This window comes from Rhodopirellula sp. UH5, assembly GCF_056839225.1.
Window position 1 is genome coordinate 6,043,187 of record NZ_CM166390.1, and the last position, 14,425, is coordinate 6,057,611.

Consider the following 14,425-nt stretch of genomic DNA (forward strand, 5'->3'; position numbering starts at 1 on the left):
CAAGAGCCCGGGAACGAGCGTTCCAACCTTTTCCGTTTCGACCCTTGAGAAGCCAACCTAAACAAAGAGAAGACAGATTCGGTTGAATCGTTTGCCCCAATGGCCACACTCATCATTCTAGCCATCACGCTGTTCGTGCTCGCAGGTGCGACGCTGGCGCTGCGTCGCTCACTCGCCGGTGCAACCGCGGGCAATCGGCTCGGCGATAGCATCGAGTTGCTTTCACCGACGAAGACGCCGCAAGTTGAGGCGAGTTCAGCACGTGCGGACCGTCGTCGGATCATTCAGCCGCTCTTGCGTCCGTTGCGGTGGGTGCCCTACCTCGTTGGTGCCTTGATTTCATTGACGATCGGCCTGCTGACCTCGATTCCCATTTCGATAGTGGCCGCGATTGGACTGGTGGTGGCTCTGTTGCTGGCGCAACTCGAAGTCGGCTGGCACGCTTGGCGACTCAGCCGGATTGAGCGGCAGTTGATTGATTTACTGGACATGATGATTCCGATGCTGCGCAGCGGTGCCGGAGCGTCGGCGGCATTGGCGGCGGCTTCCGAGGTCACGGCTTCGCCCTTGCAGGATCAAATTCACTGGTGTGTGCGACGAATCCAGCTTGGCGATTCCGGAAGCGGTGTCTTCCGTGAGCTCTCCCGGCGGATGCCGATTGATGCGATGGAGTTGTTTGCAACGACGATGAGCGTGCACTGGGAAACGGGTGGTTCGCTGGCTCCGGTGCTGGCGTCCGTCGCGCGAGTCGCGCGTGACCGGCAAGAGGTGGCACGGCGGATTCGCAGCAACATTGCTCAAAGCCAATTTTCGACGATCGCGGTGTTGTTGTTGATCTACTTTGTCGCGTTGGTGTTGTGGCTGGATCGACCGGACGTGATGAAAGAATTTGCGAGCAGTTCGCTCGGTTCGGCAGCCATCGCGGCCACGATCGTATTGCAGGCTGTTGGAATTGTTTGGATGAACGCAATCAGTCGGCCAAAGGCGTGAGCGATGAATGAAAACCTTCTCGCCCATCGAGGGTGCAATGTTCGACCCACCGCGAAGCGGTGGAAGCAGGTGAAACGAATCTTCGACCCTGTCGGGGGCGAGAGCCGCGTTGGTTTTCGTCATCCGTGGGTGCGCTGCGCGACCCACGGCTACCATCCACGACCCCTTCGGGGTCAGAAAGCGAGCTGCTGTCCAATGGGGCTCCTTCGGGGGCGCGCCGAAACCACCGCGAAGCGGTGGAAGCAGGTAGCCGGGGGTCGCGCAGCGCACCCCCGGTCCTCGACTCCTCACGCAAACCCGACCCCAACGGGGTCGAAGAAGGCACGATCATGAGCGTATCGCTGCGAGTCACGATCGTCGTTGTCCTTTGGCTGGGCATCATCCTTGTTTGCTATTCCGTTTGGCGAAGGTACCAACGGCGTGGTGAGGCGTTGGACCGTTTGCAACGGGACGTGACGCGAACGGACTCATCCAAAATCGAGGAAAACCAAATCAGTTGGCTTCGTCGGCGGATGATGCTGGCTGGCTATGGAACGCCGGCCGCCGGCACGCTGCTCGTTGTCTCAACGATCGTGATGTTGGTGGGTGGGATTTTCTGCGCGTTGCTGTTTCGGTGGTCGGGACTGCAACAAGTCTTCTTGGAAGGGATCGAATCGGTGCCCGGCGGGCTGTCGGGGATGCTGGCGCCGGTGGTGATCGTTTCGCCCTGGTTGATCGCTGTGATGGTGGCTGCCTTGCCAATTCTGGTGGTGCGAGCATCACGCCGCACTCGGGTGGCGCAAGTGTCACGTGACCTGCCGCTCGCGATGGACCTCTGGGCGACGCTCTCGGAAGGTGGACTTGGGTTTGATGCGGCCCTGGATCGTTGGCAAAGGACTCAACGACCGGACCGAGTGTTGGCGAGTGCGTGTCGAGGCTTTCAACGTGATTTGCTAGGGGGAATGCGACGGAGTGTTGCCTTTCGCAGGTTAGCGGGCCGGTTGGATGTGCCGCCGCTGACGAGATTCACTGCCGCGATGATCCAGTCCGAACAAATGGGGGCCAGCGTCTCTGAAACGTTGCGTCTGCAAGCCGAAGATGTCCGTGCCGAACGCCGTGAAAAGTCGATGGCATTCGCACAGTCTCTCGCGACGAAGCGTGTCATCCCGCTCGTGGTTTGTTTCCTGCCTGGTTTGTTCGTTTGGCCTCTCGGTCCATTCTTCACTCAGTTGCTGCGAATCGTTGATTCGTTGACGGGAGGTGGAGGATGAGACACTTGATTGACGCGGCCACGAACGAAGTTCTGTTGAACCAAGTCGAAGTCGCCGACACCTTTTGGCGACGATTCAAAGGCTTGCAGTTTCGATCGTCGCTGCCGGATGATACCGGATTGTTGATCACACCCTGTTCGTCTCTCCACACATGTTTCATGCGGTTTCCGATCGACGTGGTCATGTTGGACCGAGAATTATGCATCGTTGGAATTCGGCAGCAGGTTCGCCCTTGGAAAGTCGTCCTGTGTGCTCCGGGTACCAAGTCAGTCATTGAAATGTCGTCGGTTTCGAAGCATTGGGCGGTCGGTCGGAAGCTCAAAATTGTCAGCGGTACCGAAGAATGTCCTTGTAGTCAGTAAGCGAGAAAAATATGCACACTCATTCCCATGAACTGACGCTAGGTCTCGCGTTCTTCCTTGGTGCTTTGCATGCCTTGGAACCGGGGCATGGCAAGACCGCGATGCTGGTCTATCTGTCTGGCGAGCGTCGAAGTTTCTGGCATCCGATCGTGATGGGAATCTCCAGTGGTTTGGCTCATTCCGTTTCGTTGATTGCGATCGCCATGGCGGTGCACCTGACACATCACCTGGTCTCGGGTGATCACCATCATGACGATGAAGTGGTCACGCAATCGCTGCAGTGGATCAGTGCCGCGTTGGTGATGTGTGTGGGGATTTGGATGCTGTGGTCGGCTTGGCGGGCGAAGCCAATGGCGTGTGGGTGCAAGTCGCATCAGCACGCCAGTTGTGATGCTGAGCCGGTGTCCAAACGGTCGAGCTACTCGATGAGTGCGTTGCTGGGCATCGCCTTTGGGCTGCTTCCATGTCCGTCGGCCTTGGCCGCCTACTTCACCAGCATGTCGACGGGATCGCCAGTCGCGGCCTACGCGGTGATCGGTTTGTTTGCTGCCGGGATTGCCAGCAGTCTGACGCTGGTCGGTATTCTGCTGCAACGTTTCGGCGGCAGCCTGATTCGCGAAGACAGCCGACTCGGGAAGCTGCCGTGGCCGTATCTGCGTGCCGGATTGATTTTGGCGGTTGGCGTTTTTTACTGCGGTCGAATTGCACTGACCGCTTGATCCCTGCTGGGGATTCGCTTGCAGTTAAAATCGCGATTGCCAAGTCTCGACTCTCGGTCAAATGAAATCGTTGCTAGAATACGGGCACTGGTCCAGTGGGCAGCCGGGCTATTTCTGCGTCTCCGCTGCATTGATGCGGGCCATTTGGTTGAGGGGCCGCATTTACGAGGGATCAAAAATGTCGAGTGCATACGAGTTTTCACCGCATTACACGGCAAGCGACTATCAGCACTGGAAGGGTGACTGGGAATTGTGGGAAGGCATTGCGATTGCGATGAGCCCCAGCCCATTTGGTCGGCATCAGCTCGCGCTGACCGAACTTGCTGGACTGATTCGCAACGCGATTCACGATGCGGGTTGCGATGCCAGAACGGTGGTTGAGCTGGATTGGATTGTCAGTGACGATACCGTTGTGCGACCGGACGTGATGGTTGTCTGCGGCGATCCACCTGAACGGCATTTGGAAAAGGCTCCCGCAGTCGCTGTGGAAGTGCTTTCGGAGTCCACGCGACGGAACGATCTCGGCTACAAGCGACAGCTCTATCACCAGCACGGCATCGCCGCGTACCTCATTGTTGACCCACAAGAAAAAACGGTTGTTCTCGATCAACGCCAAGATGATGGTGGTTATCAAACTGAAAACTTGAACGATTCGGTCGCCTTTCGTGTCTGCGACGACTGCGAGATCAAATTCTCGGTTGAAACGCTGTTTCGGTAATTGAAAATTTGTACCGCCGCATGGCGGTTACCAACTTGGCTTGGTCGGACCGGTCGCTCGTTTCCACACACACGACGGAACAATCGGTGGTAGCGGGGCCTCAAAAATCAGCTAAGCAGGTGTCATCGGGTAGGTGATCCGTTGGCGTTCGCCACGGTATTCACGCACAACCGGGGCTAACGCCCAAACGGCTCACATGGTTGTGCTTGATCATTCCTGCCGACCTGCTTAGCGGTCGTCTTGCACCGCATTCGTTTGGCCACAAAAGCACAGAGGACACAAAGAAAGATAGACTTTGTGGTCAAGACCTCTGTGCCCTTTGTGTCTCTGTGGCGAAGCTCATTCATGTGGAAACGGTATGCCGCAACGAATGGTGATGCAGTCCCGCCACTGCTCGCGGTTCTTGGAAATCACGCTGATGTCATCCATCGTCCGATTCCATTTGCATCAACAAAGCTGATTCCGACTCTGGATGAATTGGAATCCATGTGTGAGCATTGGCCGCGACCGTCTGCGAAAGCTTTCGCCATGACGAGGCAAGTTGCTCGGCGGGGATGAACATTCGCTCGCCGTTGTTCCATCGAGCGAGTGTTTGGCGACGATAGCCGAGTCCCAGTGTTGTTGCGACCTGTGATTCATAGCCACGGATCCAATCCAATAGCCGCAACAGCAAACTGACGCAGTTGTATTGACGCTTGGGTGGTGGATCGGCGAACTCTGGCAAGTCGTCATTCGACCATGGTGGGCATTTCAGATTCGACAGCGGGGTGTACTTGGGGGTGAAGCCGAAACGTTCGATGAACAAACCTCCGATGGAGTCGTCACCGATGTAAACGCCAAAGCCGCGCAAGACAATTCGGCTGCTCGGAGAAAGATCCAGCGTATAAACACTGGAGCAATTCTTCCGATCTCGCGGTGGCGTTTGTTTGCGAAACCCGTTGTGGATCAACCAATTGCCGTCGGGGCAAGCGACGTCCTGTCCCCAGCACCAGCACTGTTGGCTGAGCAGTCCGGCGGCCCATTGTCGATCGGATATCACGTGTCGATTGATCATTCGTTCGATTCACGCAGCGTCGCGAGGTTGGCGATCATCCATGCGGATGCCGCGGCCAGTTGCATGCTGTCGCCTGCGGTCGATATGCCATAGGCAAAGACGCTGCCCATCCAACATGCACTCGCAACCGTTTGCCCAAACCAAGAAAGGGTCAGTGCGTTTCGCCAGGATTTGGGAAACTCGCTCGCTTCATCGATTGCTTTCGCACTCAACACACACACTCCTCACCACAACACGAAAGGTCGTCCAGGTACATGCCCCACTTGCGATACGTTTCCAGTTCTTCGGCGGGCAAGCCGAGTGAGTTGGCGATCGCTTTGGCGACCACAGCGAACCGTTGACGATACTTGTAGATAAAACAGAAAATATGGTGGTCATGTCGGACCAATGGCCCGCAAAGGAAAACCCCAGGAACGAGCGACGACTCGTCATTTTGGGTGAGCAGCGGGAAACCGTCCTCGCGAAGCTCAAATAGGTTCTCGATCAGACGATGGCTTCCTCTGAAACCGCCCGCGTACAGCGGACGCGTGGAGGTTCGAAACACGCGGCCATCGACTGCTCTGACCTCATAGCCACCGTCGACCTGCATCACGGAAGCGATCGGTGTGTTGGGGAACAACTCGACTTGCTCTTCGAACCACTCTTCACGCATGCGTTCGAGAGTGCAGGGCGAAAGTGAAACGCTGGGGTCCGAGCTTTCACCTTCCCATGGTTGACCGTTTTCAAAAACACGGACTGACTTGTCGTTGGTGGACAAATGGAAGGCCGCATCCACGCCGCTCTCCGAACCGCCAATCACAATGAAATCCTCCCCCTCCAGTTCGGCGAAACTCGGGACAGTCGCTGTGTGAATGCAGTGTTCGCATCCGGGAAACCCACGCGTTTGGGGGTACTGGAATTCACCGGCTGCCCAGATCACGTGTTTGGCTAAAATGGTTTCCGAACTCGTTTCGATCTGAAGCAGGCTCCCTGCTTGGGCGATGCTTTGAACATCGGCATCTTCTTGCACAGGCAACTCAAAGAATTGTGATACGCCACGCAAGTGGGACGCATATTCCCGGCCCGTTGGGTGCTCCACTTCAAGGCTGTACCCGGGAGAGACGCCGATCGCGATGGAGTTCAGGTCCAACATGCCAATGGAGTTCGTCGGAAACGAAGGCGTGATGAATCGGGTTTCAGCAGGCCATCGTTCGAAGGACTCACCCACGCGCTGCCGATCGAGAATCCGAAAGTTCTCAATGCCTGCGTGTTTGAGTGCCACGCCAACACCAACGCCCGCGGCGCCGGCACCAATGACAACGACGTCAAATGTCATCTTGCACCGTCCTGGATTGGGCCACAAAGGCACAGAGGACACAAAGAAAGATCGACTTTGTGGTCAAGACCTCTGTGGTCTTTGTGCCTCTGTGGCGAAACTGTTTATGCACCATGTTTTTGAGTAGGCCTAGGAGATGAGTGTCAATCAAGACTGGAGTGACGTGCGAGTCAAAGAGCTTTGCGATCGGGTTCGACAGATCGCTTACGATTTGCATGTCTATTTGGGCACCGGCTACCACGAAAAGATTTACGAAAACGGATTGCTTCATCGTCTGGCTAAAGCGGGTATTCGCTGTGAAAAGCAGGTGCCGGTGCAGGTGTTTGATGACGACGAATTTTGTTTAGGCGAATACAAGTTAGACCTTGTCGTCGAAGAAATTCTGGTGGTTGAGATCAAAGCCGCTCGAGGAATCGATGACAAACATGTTGCACAAATCCTCGGCTATCCAAAAGCGACCACGCTGAGTCACGGGCTGCTCGTCAACTTCGGATCAGCGAAATTTCAAATCAGGAAATTCAAGACGTAGGATTTGGGTTTGCGGCAGAGACAAGGAGGGCACAGAGAGCTCGCTCGTTTGCGTTGCTGCGTTTTGTGCCCCTTTGTGTCTCTGTGGCGAATTACAATCAGCTGGAAACGGTTTCTTCGTCATATTCCAGCTCGATGGGCGGCAATGGATCTTCCATGTTCGTCCAGGCTTCCGGGCCTTGAGCAAATTCAACGTCCGTCAGCAAGCAGTCATCGAGAATCTGGGTGATTCGTTCTCGGCTCATCGCGTTTCCGATGAACACCAATTCTTGATGGCGATCGCCATGTTCGCCGACGAACTTGGATCGAATTTCTTCAATGGACTCGGAGTCGTCGGGCCATTCCTCTTCCGGTGCGGCTGCCCACCAGAAACCGGCTGGGTTCATCCGGATCGAGCACCCGGCTTGCGACCAGTCGTAGGCCCAGTCGTGTCGCGACGCGATCCACATCAATCCTTTGCTACGAAGCACTCCGGTGAACAAACCTTCTTCCATGTCGGCGTCGAGAGCGCTGGTCAAACGTTTGGGATGAAATGGACGATTGGCTTGATAGACGAAGTTCGAGATGCCGTATTCTTCGGTCTCGGTTTCTTCTTCCCCGCGAGGTACCTCCAACCATCCGGGTTGCTCCTCGGCTTCACTTAGAGAGTAGAGCCCGGTGCCCATGATTTCGGATAGCTCAATGCGGCTTTCCGTCGTGGTCAGGATCTTGGCCTCGGCGTTGAGCTGACGCAGAATCTGTTTGAGCTGCTCCAGTTCATATGGTGAGATCAAGTCGGTTTTGTTGACGACGATGACATTGGCAAATTCAACTTGATCGACCAACAGATCCACAATGTTGCGAGTGTCGTCTTCGCCAAGACCTAAACGCCGATCGGTGAGGTCATCCCACGAGCCGAAATCCTTCATGAAGTTGCCTGCGTCGACAACGGTCACCATCGTGTCCAGTTCGGCGACCAACGACAGGCTGTCGCCCTCTTCGTCTTCGAAGGTGAACGTTTCTGCGACCGGCATCGGTTCGGAGATGCCGGTGGATTCGATCAGCAGGTAGTCGAAGCGGCCGTCGCGAGCGAGCCGGCGAACTTCAATCAGCAGGTCTTCGCGTAGCGTGCAACAGATGCAACCGTTGGACATCTCAACGAGCTGTTCTTCCGTTCGCGAAAGATTCGCGTCACCTGATTTGACCAACGCCGCGTCGATGTTGATTTCGCTCATGTCATTGACGATCACCGCGACTCGCAGGCCTTCGCGGTTGGTCAGGATGTGGTTGAGCAGTGTCGTCTTGCCGGCTCCGAGGAATCCGGAAAGCACGGTGACAGGAAGACGTTCCGCCTGGGGCGTTGTTGGATCGGTTGGGTTCATTGGATTTTCAAGAGGGTGGTTGGGATGGGGGCGGCATAGGCTTCCAGCCTGTGTTGGTCTTCCACAGGCTGGAAGCCTATGCCACTTGGAGTTATCCGTTCGGTTCGATTGCTGCTTAGTGCAACGTGGCCAACATCGCACTCTTCTGCAGTTCTTGATTGCGACGCTGGGACGGTGAGGCAATGGGAATGACTTTCACGCCATGGTTTGCCAGACGCTCTCGATAGATGGCTTCGATGGGCAGTTCTTCGCTTGGGCAATAGAGATAGCACTTCGCGTTGAGCAATCGAGCGATGGGTAAAGCCGGCACGGTCCGTTGAGCGTTGTCGTCGGCTAGGTTTTCTCGATCAAAGAGGCATTCTGCCGGAGCGTCGGTCCACGTCGCAATTCTGTCGAGCAAGCTCTTGTGAGCAACGACAAGAATCGGGCCATCTTCGTGCACCGACTCGCCGGTGCCATTCGCGGCGATGTTGCTAGCGGTGTCAGTGGGCTGCTGCGGAGAGGGTTGGTCGGCCGCGGCGAGGGGCCCGCAACCAGCCAAGGCAACGACCAAGCAGAGTGTTCGGAACTTGAGCAACATAGAAGAACCCTTCGTAGGAAAAGAAGCGATGAGTGCCGTCAGGACACGTTCAGTTTATGACAATACGACGCACATGCAACACGTGTGCAGGAAGGGAGTGTTCTTGGGGATCTGCTAAAGTATCCAAAATGGATGCCAAACCTCAGCCAGCAAAACAGCCCCGTTCGAGTTCGATGATGCCGATCCCAACCAATTTGATCACGGGATTCCTTGGGTCAAGGAAGACAACGGCGATCAATCGCTTGCTTGAGCATCGACCGGATGGCGAACGATGGTCGATTTTCGTGAACGAGTACGGCATGGTGACCGTGGACGAGTTGATTGGTGGGTGATCAATCGCAGCAAGAATGAGACCTCGTTCAGCACCACGGCGTATCGTCGCGATAGCCGCTTGGAAGTCATCACCGACAGTCCAACCTCCGGCTGGGAGGAGCTGGAGCAACTGCTACTGAAGTGCAAGTAGCGGATGAAGGTCGTGCCTTGATGCCAGGCGGGTCACGCAGCTTGTGTGGCTGGTTCGCAGCACCCGCAGAGGCATCCGTATCGACGGTTGAGCAAGTGAGCGCAGACCAGCAGGAGTCCACCGATCGGTGTGATCCAAAGTGCGAAGGGAGCGACCAAAGCTTGCAGCCCGGAAACTTCAGGGGGGCCTCCGCTCGCGGCGAGGCTGCTCAGGTTGGCTTCCGACTCATCTGGACCGGCTTCTGCCGCTGCGGTGCAATGCTCGCAACATGCGTCGGTGCAAACGGCGGCATCGGTTGCCGCGATGATGGAAGTCTCGCAGGCCGCACAGCAGTCACCAGCCAAGCCAAATGCCGCGCTGGTGATCAGGGCCAAGCCCACGCTGGCGATTGCGATCGGTGTCATCCGGCGATGCTTGCGGAAGCCAGGGACGAAAGCTGCGATCGCGATTAGGAAACAGGCCAGAGCCATCCACTGGTGAAACGATTCATCCGCCAGGAAGCTGAGTCCCAGTGCGGGCAAAAATGCGATCACAAACGGCATGGCCGCACAATGAATCGCACACCCGATCGAAGCAACGATCCCGACCCAGTCACGCCAGGTGGCAATTTTGGTGGGTTCGGGACTGCTGAGCGGTAGAGGACTGGCGGGTTGATACGGGACATCGCTCATTGATCAGGCTCCATCAGGTCGTCGGGGAGGACGCGTGAATTGCTACCGGGATGCATTTGCACATCAATGCCAATCATTGTTTTAGTAAATGCAAGTGTTGTGCATTAAAAGAGTCCGGCAATCGCCTGTCAATATGAAATGCAATTGGTGTGCAGGTATATTTTCGATGAAGATTCTGGCGTTGGAAAGATCGGTGACGTATCCGTTCCGGGGATAGCCAAGCCCGCAGTGGCGTGCCTGCCGATTCTGTGGATTTGCAAAAGAATTGCAGGTTGATATGCTAGAGGTTGGTTGTCGAATCCTGGTCAGGTTCATTTCTTTTAGGTCACCTCTGTGAGTAAGTCGTCTGAGTCCATTGAAGCCATCAAGCAGGCAATTCGTGAGGCGGGGTTGCGAGCAACTCCTGCGAGAATCGCCACACTGATCATGCTTCGGGAGGCGAAGGCTCCTTTGACCCATGCGGATGTCGCCGAGCAGCTCGCCGCCAGCGGCGTGGACAAAGCGACTGCGTTTCGCAATTTGAACGACATGACGGACTCCGGTTTGCTGCGTCGGACCGAATTGGGAGATCACGTTTGGCGGTTCGAAGCGATCGCAGAGGGAGAGCATGACCAATCGGCTCATCCGCACTTTCTGTGCGTCGATTGCGGCACCGTGTCTTGCTTGAATGACGTGAAGTTGACTGCGGGCAGCCAGCGAGAGAGCGGCAAGGTTGGCGAGGTGACCGAGATCCTGCTTCGCGGCCATTGCAACGACTGCCGATAGGTTGGTTCGAAACTGATCGCGGCACACCAATTTAGGCGGCATTCGCTGCGGCGAGCTTCCAGTCGAAAACGCGGGTGAGATCGACCTCGCATGACTGACCCTGCGAACGCGGCTCAAGTTGTCTTCCGATTTTACCGATTAAAAGGATTGTCCTGTGGTCGGACCTATCCTGCTGGTATTGCGGCGACGTTTTGCGCAGGTCTTTTTGCTGTCCATTCACGGAAGACGTTTCATGACCCCTAAGTCGGCAATGCCGCTGATATCACCGCTGTGTCGCGTTCTGGCGACGCTGCTCATGGGGTGGATCGCGATGCCTGCGTTCGCGCAAGAACACGGTCCGGTCCGGTTGCCGGAAACCAATCTGCAACCCGGTGAGCCTCGACCGATCCGCTCGGGCTTGGAACTTCCAAACGACGATCGCGTTGTTCCGTGGCAACCAATCCCGGATGTCGGACCTTCACGGATTCAATCCGGGTTGCCCACGGAGTTGATCTTGCCGCCGCCCAGTGACGCTGCCAAGCAGCGAGCGAGTCGCTTTGTCGAATCGGAAATCGATCCCGAGATCCCACTTTCGCTGGTCCTCGGTCGTCCGAAAATTCTTCGACTGGCTGATACTCCGGCACGAATTTATGTTCCCGATGAGGACACGATTCGCACCGAAATCATTGACCAAGAGAGTGGGCGTGAACTGGCCGTCACAGGGATTCGGCCGGGAACGACAACGCTGATGCTGTGGTTCCAAGACAGTGATGCGCCGAGCGGGCAAAGCGTCGTCAGCTACTTGGTGCGTGTTTACGAAGATCCCATTCTGGCCAAACCGGTCGGGGACCTCGAGTCGGAACTGAACGAGAAGTTTCCCAATAGCTTTGTCGAACTCGATGAGATCGCTGATCGATTGATTGTTCGAGGGCAAGCACCGGACGCGATCGAGATGTCGCAGATCTTGCAAATTCTCGCGGGTGCCCGTGGGGTTCGAGCAGGTTTGACCAGGCCGGCAAATCCGGTCACGGTTGCGGCGGCCTATGACTTCGTCGGTGCGGTGGATGCACTTTCCAGCGAGGAAGCCGCCGCGGAGCGACGTCGAAACCTGGATCCAGTTGCACTGGCTCAGGCGGGGATCATCAACCAGATGAAGATCGTCGGCGAGCAACAGGTGATGTTGAAAGTCACGGTTGCGGAAGTCAATCGAAGTGCCGCTCGCAGCATTGGGTTGAACTTTGGCGTCGACAATGACAATGGACTGACGGTTTTTCAATCGTTGACCGGCAACCTGGCCAGCACTCAAAACCAATCGAGCGCGAACATCCTTGCATCGTTGGACATGGGCCAGGTCCGCTTGGCCATTGAAGCACTTCGGCGAATGAATCTTTCTCGAACGTTGGCGGAGCCGAACTTGGTCGCGATGAACGGCCAGCCTGCGGATTTTCAAGCTGGTGGGCAGTTCCCGATTCCGATCATCAGCAGCGGTGGCACCGGGGGGAACAACCTCCAGGGCGTCTCGTTCGTTCCCTTTGGTGTTCAGTTGCAGTTCACGCCGTTCATTCAAGATCGCGATGTGATCCGGTTGCAGATGAATGCGGAAGTCAGCACGCGAGACGAGTCGTTGGGGACCAGCATTGGCGGCGGAGGCGGCGGGACTCAGGTCTCGGGGCTGAACAGTCGGAATTTTTCCACGACGGTGCAGCTCCGAAGCGGCCAAACAATCGCTGTCGCCGGACTACTGCAAACCAACTACGGAGCCAGTTCTGATCGCACTCCGTTCTGGGGCGATTTGCCCATCATCGGCGCGACAGGCGGGGTCAACCGCAGCAGCAGCGGTGAACAGGAACTCGTGATTCTGGTCACGCCTCATTTGGTCGCTCCCGTGGATGCTTGCGAAATCCCCGCTCTGCCCGGCAGCGACGTCCATGAGCCCAGCGACATTGAGTTTTACATTGCCAATCGCTTGGAAAGTCGACGGTCCAAAGACCATCGCTCATCCGTTCGCACCGACTACGCCCGGCAAAAACGAGCCGAGCACTGTTGCCCGGAGCTCTTCATGATCGGCGACGTTGGTCCGACGGATCGTTGTTGTCCACGACCATCACCGGTGCCGCACACGGCCATTCGATCCAGTCAGCAACCGTTGAGTTATCAACCGACGACTCCCAGCATCGACAGCGGTTCGATGGAGCCGTTCCCTGACGTGAAGCCGTTCCAGCCAGACGCTGCCGGGGATGGTTCGTCGCTACGTGAAATGATTCAGCGAGGCAATCATGCTCAATAAACGGAAGATGATCGGACTCGCCACAATTGGATTGGCAGCCGCTTCGCTCACCACACTGGGATGCATGTCTCGCGGTGGGGTCCTGGGCGTCGATCGCTGTGCGGATATTCCCGCTGGCGCGATTCCCGAACCCGCTGGATCGAAGGTATGCAATTGGCAGTCCGCGCAGGTCACCGGTGCGGTCGCTGATCAAACGGTGCTTTACCATGCCGATTTCGTTGGAACGAGTGCGGAGCTTTCCCCTGGTGCGATCGAGCGAATGGCTCGCAATGCCAACAGTGGGCTCGCTGGCATCCAGCCATCCTTCGTTGAGCCCTCGGGCAGCAACGAATTGGACGCAGCGCGAGTCAATGCGGTCACCGTGCAGCTTGCGTCGTTCGGGATCCCGTCCCCGGTGGTCGAAGTCGCTTCACCTGCCGCACTCGGGTTGCGTGGTCCACAGGCGGAGCGTGTTGCCAGCGGATTTGGGACCATTCGCAATTCATCCTCGGGCACCGGTGCACCGATTTCGCAGCCTTCTGGTCTGGGTGGTCAATCCAATGGCTTTTCCGGAGGGATCTTTTGATGAGCATGGGCATCATTCAGTGGCGACCATTGCGTGTTCTGCTTTGGTCGTTGTTGCCGTTGGCAGTGGGATGCAACAGCATTGAGAAGGATCATGGGGCTGACTTTTTAAAGCCGTTTGCTTCGGTGGAGTCAATGGATGCCCAGGCAAAGCGTCAACCAATTCCCGACGAACGTTCGCTGTGCATCGAAACGGCCAAGACGGTGGCAACGAAAGGGCACGCCGAAGAAGCAATCAAGCTTTTTGAGCGAGCCGAAGAACTGGATCCCAACGCCTCGACGCTCGATCGCAACCTTGCGCCCCTGTACGCCGAAGTCGGCAATCACGCCGCCGCCATTGAGAGATACAAGCTGATTCTGCAAGCAACGCCGGACGACGCCGATTTGATCAACAATTACGCTTGGACACTGATGGAAGCAGGTCGTTTTGATCAAGCGATCGAGGAAGCGATGAAAGGGTTGCAGAAATCGCCGGAGAACAAGCGGCTGCGGTCGACCCTCGCGATGACTTACTATCGACAGGGCGACCACGGGAATGCCTTCCAACAGTGGGAAATGGCGGTGGGGAAAACGGCCGCGCTCCACAATCTCGCGTTGCTCGACATCGAAGCCGGTGAGATTGATTCCGCTCGAAAGAACCTGCAGCGAGCCAAGCAGGATCCGAACTTGGATGACCAGACCAATGCCCTGGTGGCAGCTCTCGAGACGTCAACACAGCAGCGCTAGCCGGGTTCGGCCACCCACGGAGTTACCAAGCGACCGCGGGACGAACCGCGAACGCGAAGCCGATTTGCAGCCAACCATTCACTTGGTTTGCGA

At 56.6% G+C, this 14,425-nt stretch carries 18 protein-coding genes; 12 read left to right on the top strand and 6 right to left on the bottom strand.

The window, feature by feature from the left end; genetic code table 11:
* Positions 1 to 99 precede the first annotated feature (99 nt).
* The 5 genes from UH5x_RS21485 (at position 100) to UH5x_RS21505 (ending at position 4,039) form a co-directional block, all read left to right on the top strand.
* A complete protein-coding gene (locus tag UH5x_RS21485; RefSeq protein ID WP_047813194.1) occupies positions 100 to 990 on the top strand; it encodes a type II secretion system F family protein in 891 nt (296 codons plus the stop codon).
* A gap of 329 nt (positions 991 to 1,319) precedes the next feature.
* Positions 1,320 to 2,240: a type II secretion system F family protein gene (locus tag UH5x_RS21490; protein ID WP_047813229.1), complete on the top strand. Its 921-nt coding sequence runs from the start codon at positions 1,320 to 1,322 to the stop codon at positions 2,238 to 2,240.
* Positions 2,237 to 2,602, top strand: a complete 366-nt coding sequence (locus UH5x_RS21495; RefSeq protein WP_482633624.1) for a DUF192 domain-containing protein — start codon at positions 2,237 to 2,239, stop codon at positions 2,600 to 2,602. The genes UH5x_RS21490 and UH5x_RS21495 overlap by 4 nt, the downstream gene beginning before the upstream one ends.
* An 11-nt stretch (positions 2,603 to 2,613) precedes the next feature.
* Positions 2,614 to 3,321 (top strand): HoxN/HupN/NixA family nickel/cobalt transporter, encoded by a 708-nt coding sequence (locus UH5x_RS21500; RefSeq protein ID WP_047813192.1) that lies wholly within the window; start codon positions 2,614 to 2,616, stop codon positions 3,319 to 3,321.
* Positions 3,322 to 3,382: 61 nt separating this feature from the next.
* Positions 3,383 to 4,039: a Uma2 family endonuclease gene (locus UH5x_RS21505; RefSeq protein WP_482633625.1), complete on the top strand. Its 657-nt coding sequence runs from the start codon at positions 3,383 to 3,385 to the stop codon at positions 4,037 to 4,039.
* A 421-nt stretch (positions 4,040 to 4,460) separates the two neighbouring features.
* Here the strand turns inward: UH5x_RS21505 and UH5x_RS21510 are convergent, their stop codons facing one another.
* From UH5x_RS21510 to UH5x_RS21520, 3 genes are read right to left on the bottom strand one after another with little or no spacing between them, the layout of a single operon-like run.
* On the bottom strand, positions 4,461 to 5,093 hold the full coding sequence (locus UH5x_RS21510) for a hypothetical protein (RefSeq protein WP_482633626.1): 633 nt from the start codon (positions 5,091 to 5,093) through the stop codon (positions 4,461 to 4,463).
* A complete protein-coding gene (locus UH5x_RS21515) occupies positions 5,090 to 5,308 on the bottom strand; it encodes a hypothetical protein (RefSeq protein ID WP_482633627.1) in 219 nt (72 codons plus the stop codon). Before UH5x_RS21515 ends, UH5x_RS21510 begins: the two co-directional genes overlap by 4 nt.
* Positions 5,302 to 6,408 carry an NAD(P)/FAD-dependent oxidoreductase gene (locus UH5x_RS21520; RefSeq protein WP_482633628.1) on the bottom strand — a complete coding sequence of 369 codons (1,107 nt, stop codon included), beginning with the start codon at positions 6,406 to 6,408 and terminating at the stop codon, positions 5,302 to 5,304. The genes UH5x_RS21515 and UH5x_RS21520 overlap by 7 nt, the downstream gene beginning before the upstream one ends.
* A gap of 163 nt (positions 6,409 to 6,571) precedes the next feature.
* Here UH5x_RS21520 and UH5x_RS21525 point away from each other — a divergent pair, with 163 nt between their 5' ends.
* Positions 6,572 to 6,937 carry a GxxExxY protein gene (locus UH5x_RS21525; protein WP_482633629.1) on the top strand — a complete coding sequence of 122 codons (366 nt, stop codon included), beginning with the start codon at positions 6,572 to 6,574 and terminating at the stop codon, positions 6,935 to 6,937.
* Between the two features lie 97 nt (positions 6,938 to 7,034).
* Here the strand turns inward: UH5x_RS21525 and zigA are convergent, their stop codons facing one another.
* The gene (gene zigA / locus UH5x_RS21530; protein WP_482633630.1) at positions 7,035 to 8,297 is read right to left on the bottom strand and encodes a zinc metallochaperone GTPase ZigA; all 1,263 of its coding nucleotides are present in this window, start codon (positions 8,295 to 8,297) and stop codon (positions 7,035 to 7,037) included.
* Positions 8,298 to 8,412: 115 nt separating this feature from the next.
* The gene (locus UH5x_RS21535) at positions 8,413 to 8,877 is read right to left on the bottom strand and encodes a hypothetical protein (RefSeq protein ID WP_482633631.1); all 465 of its coding nucleotides are present in this window, start codon (positions 8,875 to 8,877) and stop codon (positions 8,413 to 8,415) included.
* A 176-nt stretch (positions 8,878 to 9,053) separates the two neighbouring features.
* On the opposite strand from UH5x_RS21535, the gene UH5x_RS21540 reads away from it, so the two are divergent.
* Both UH5x_RS21540 and UH5x_RS21545 read left to right on the top strand, forming a co-directional pair.
* The gene (locus tag UH5x_RS21540; RefSeq protein ID WP_482636049.1) at positions 9,054 to 9,209 is read left to right on the top strand and encodes a GTP-binding protein; all 156 of its coding nucleotides are present in this window, start codon (positions 9,054 to 9,056) and stop codon (positions 9,207 to 9,209) included.
* A complete protein-coding gene (locus UH5x_RS21545; protein WP_482636132.1) occupies positions 9,149 to 9,340 on the top strand; it encodes a hypothetical protein in 192 nt (63 codons plus the stop codon). Before UH5x_RS21540 ends, UH5x_RS21545 begins: the two co-directional genes overlap by 61 nt.
* Positions 9,341 to 9,372: 32 nt before the next feature.
* On the opposite strand, the gene UH5x_RS21550 is transcribed toward UH5x_RS21545, so the two are convergent.
* A complete protein-coding gene (locus UH5x_RS21550) occupies positions 9,373 to 10,011 on the bottom strand; it encodes a MerC domain-containing protein (protein ID WP_482633632.1) in 639 nt (212 codons plus the stop codon).
* Positions 10,012 to 10,344: 333 nt separating this feature from the next.
* On the opposite strand from UH5x_RS21550, the gene UH5x_RS21555 reads away from it, so the two are divergent.
* From UH5x_RS21555 to UH5x_RS21570, 4 genes are all read left to right on the top strand, one after another.
* Positions 10,345 to 10,776 (top strand): Fur family transcriptional regulator, encoded by a 432-nt coding sequence (locus UH5x_RS21555; RefSeq protein WP_482633633.1) that lies wholly within the window; start codon positions 10,345 to 10,347, stop codon positions 10,774 to 10,776.
* A gap of 232 nt (positions 10,777 to 11,008) precedes the next feature.
* Positions 11,009 to 13,042, top strand: a complete 2,034-nt coding sequence (locus UH5x_RS21560; protein WP_482633634.1) for a type II and III secretion system protein family protein — start codon at positions 11,009 to 11,011, stop codon at positions 13,040 to 13,042.
* Positions 13,032 to 13,607 (top strand): hypothetical protein, encoded by a 576-nt coding sequence (locus UH5x_RS21565; protein WP_482633635.1) that lies wholly within the window; start codon positions 13,032 to 13,034, stop codon positions 13,605 to 13,607. The genes UH5x_RS21560 and UH5x_RS21565 overlap by 11 nt, the downstream gene beginning before the upstream one ends.
* Positions 13,607 to 14,332: a tetratricopeptide repeat protein gene (locus UH5x_RS21570; RefSeq protein ID WP_047813718.1), complete on the top strand. Its 726-nt coding sequence runs from the start codon at positions 13,607 to 13,609 to the stop codon at positions 14,330 to 14,332. The genes UH5x_RS21565 and UH5x_RS21570 overlap by 1 nt, the downstream gene beginning before the upstream one ends.
* Positions 14,333 to 14,425 lie beyond the last annotated feature (93 nt).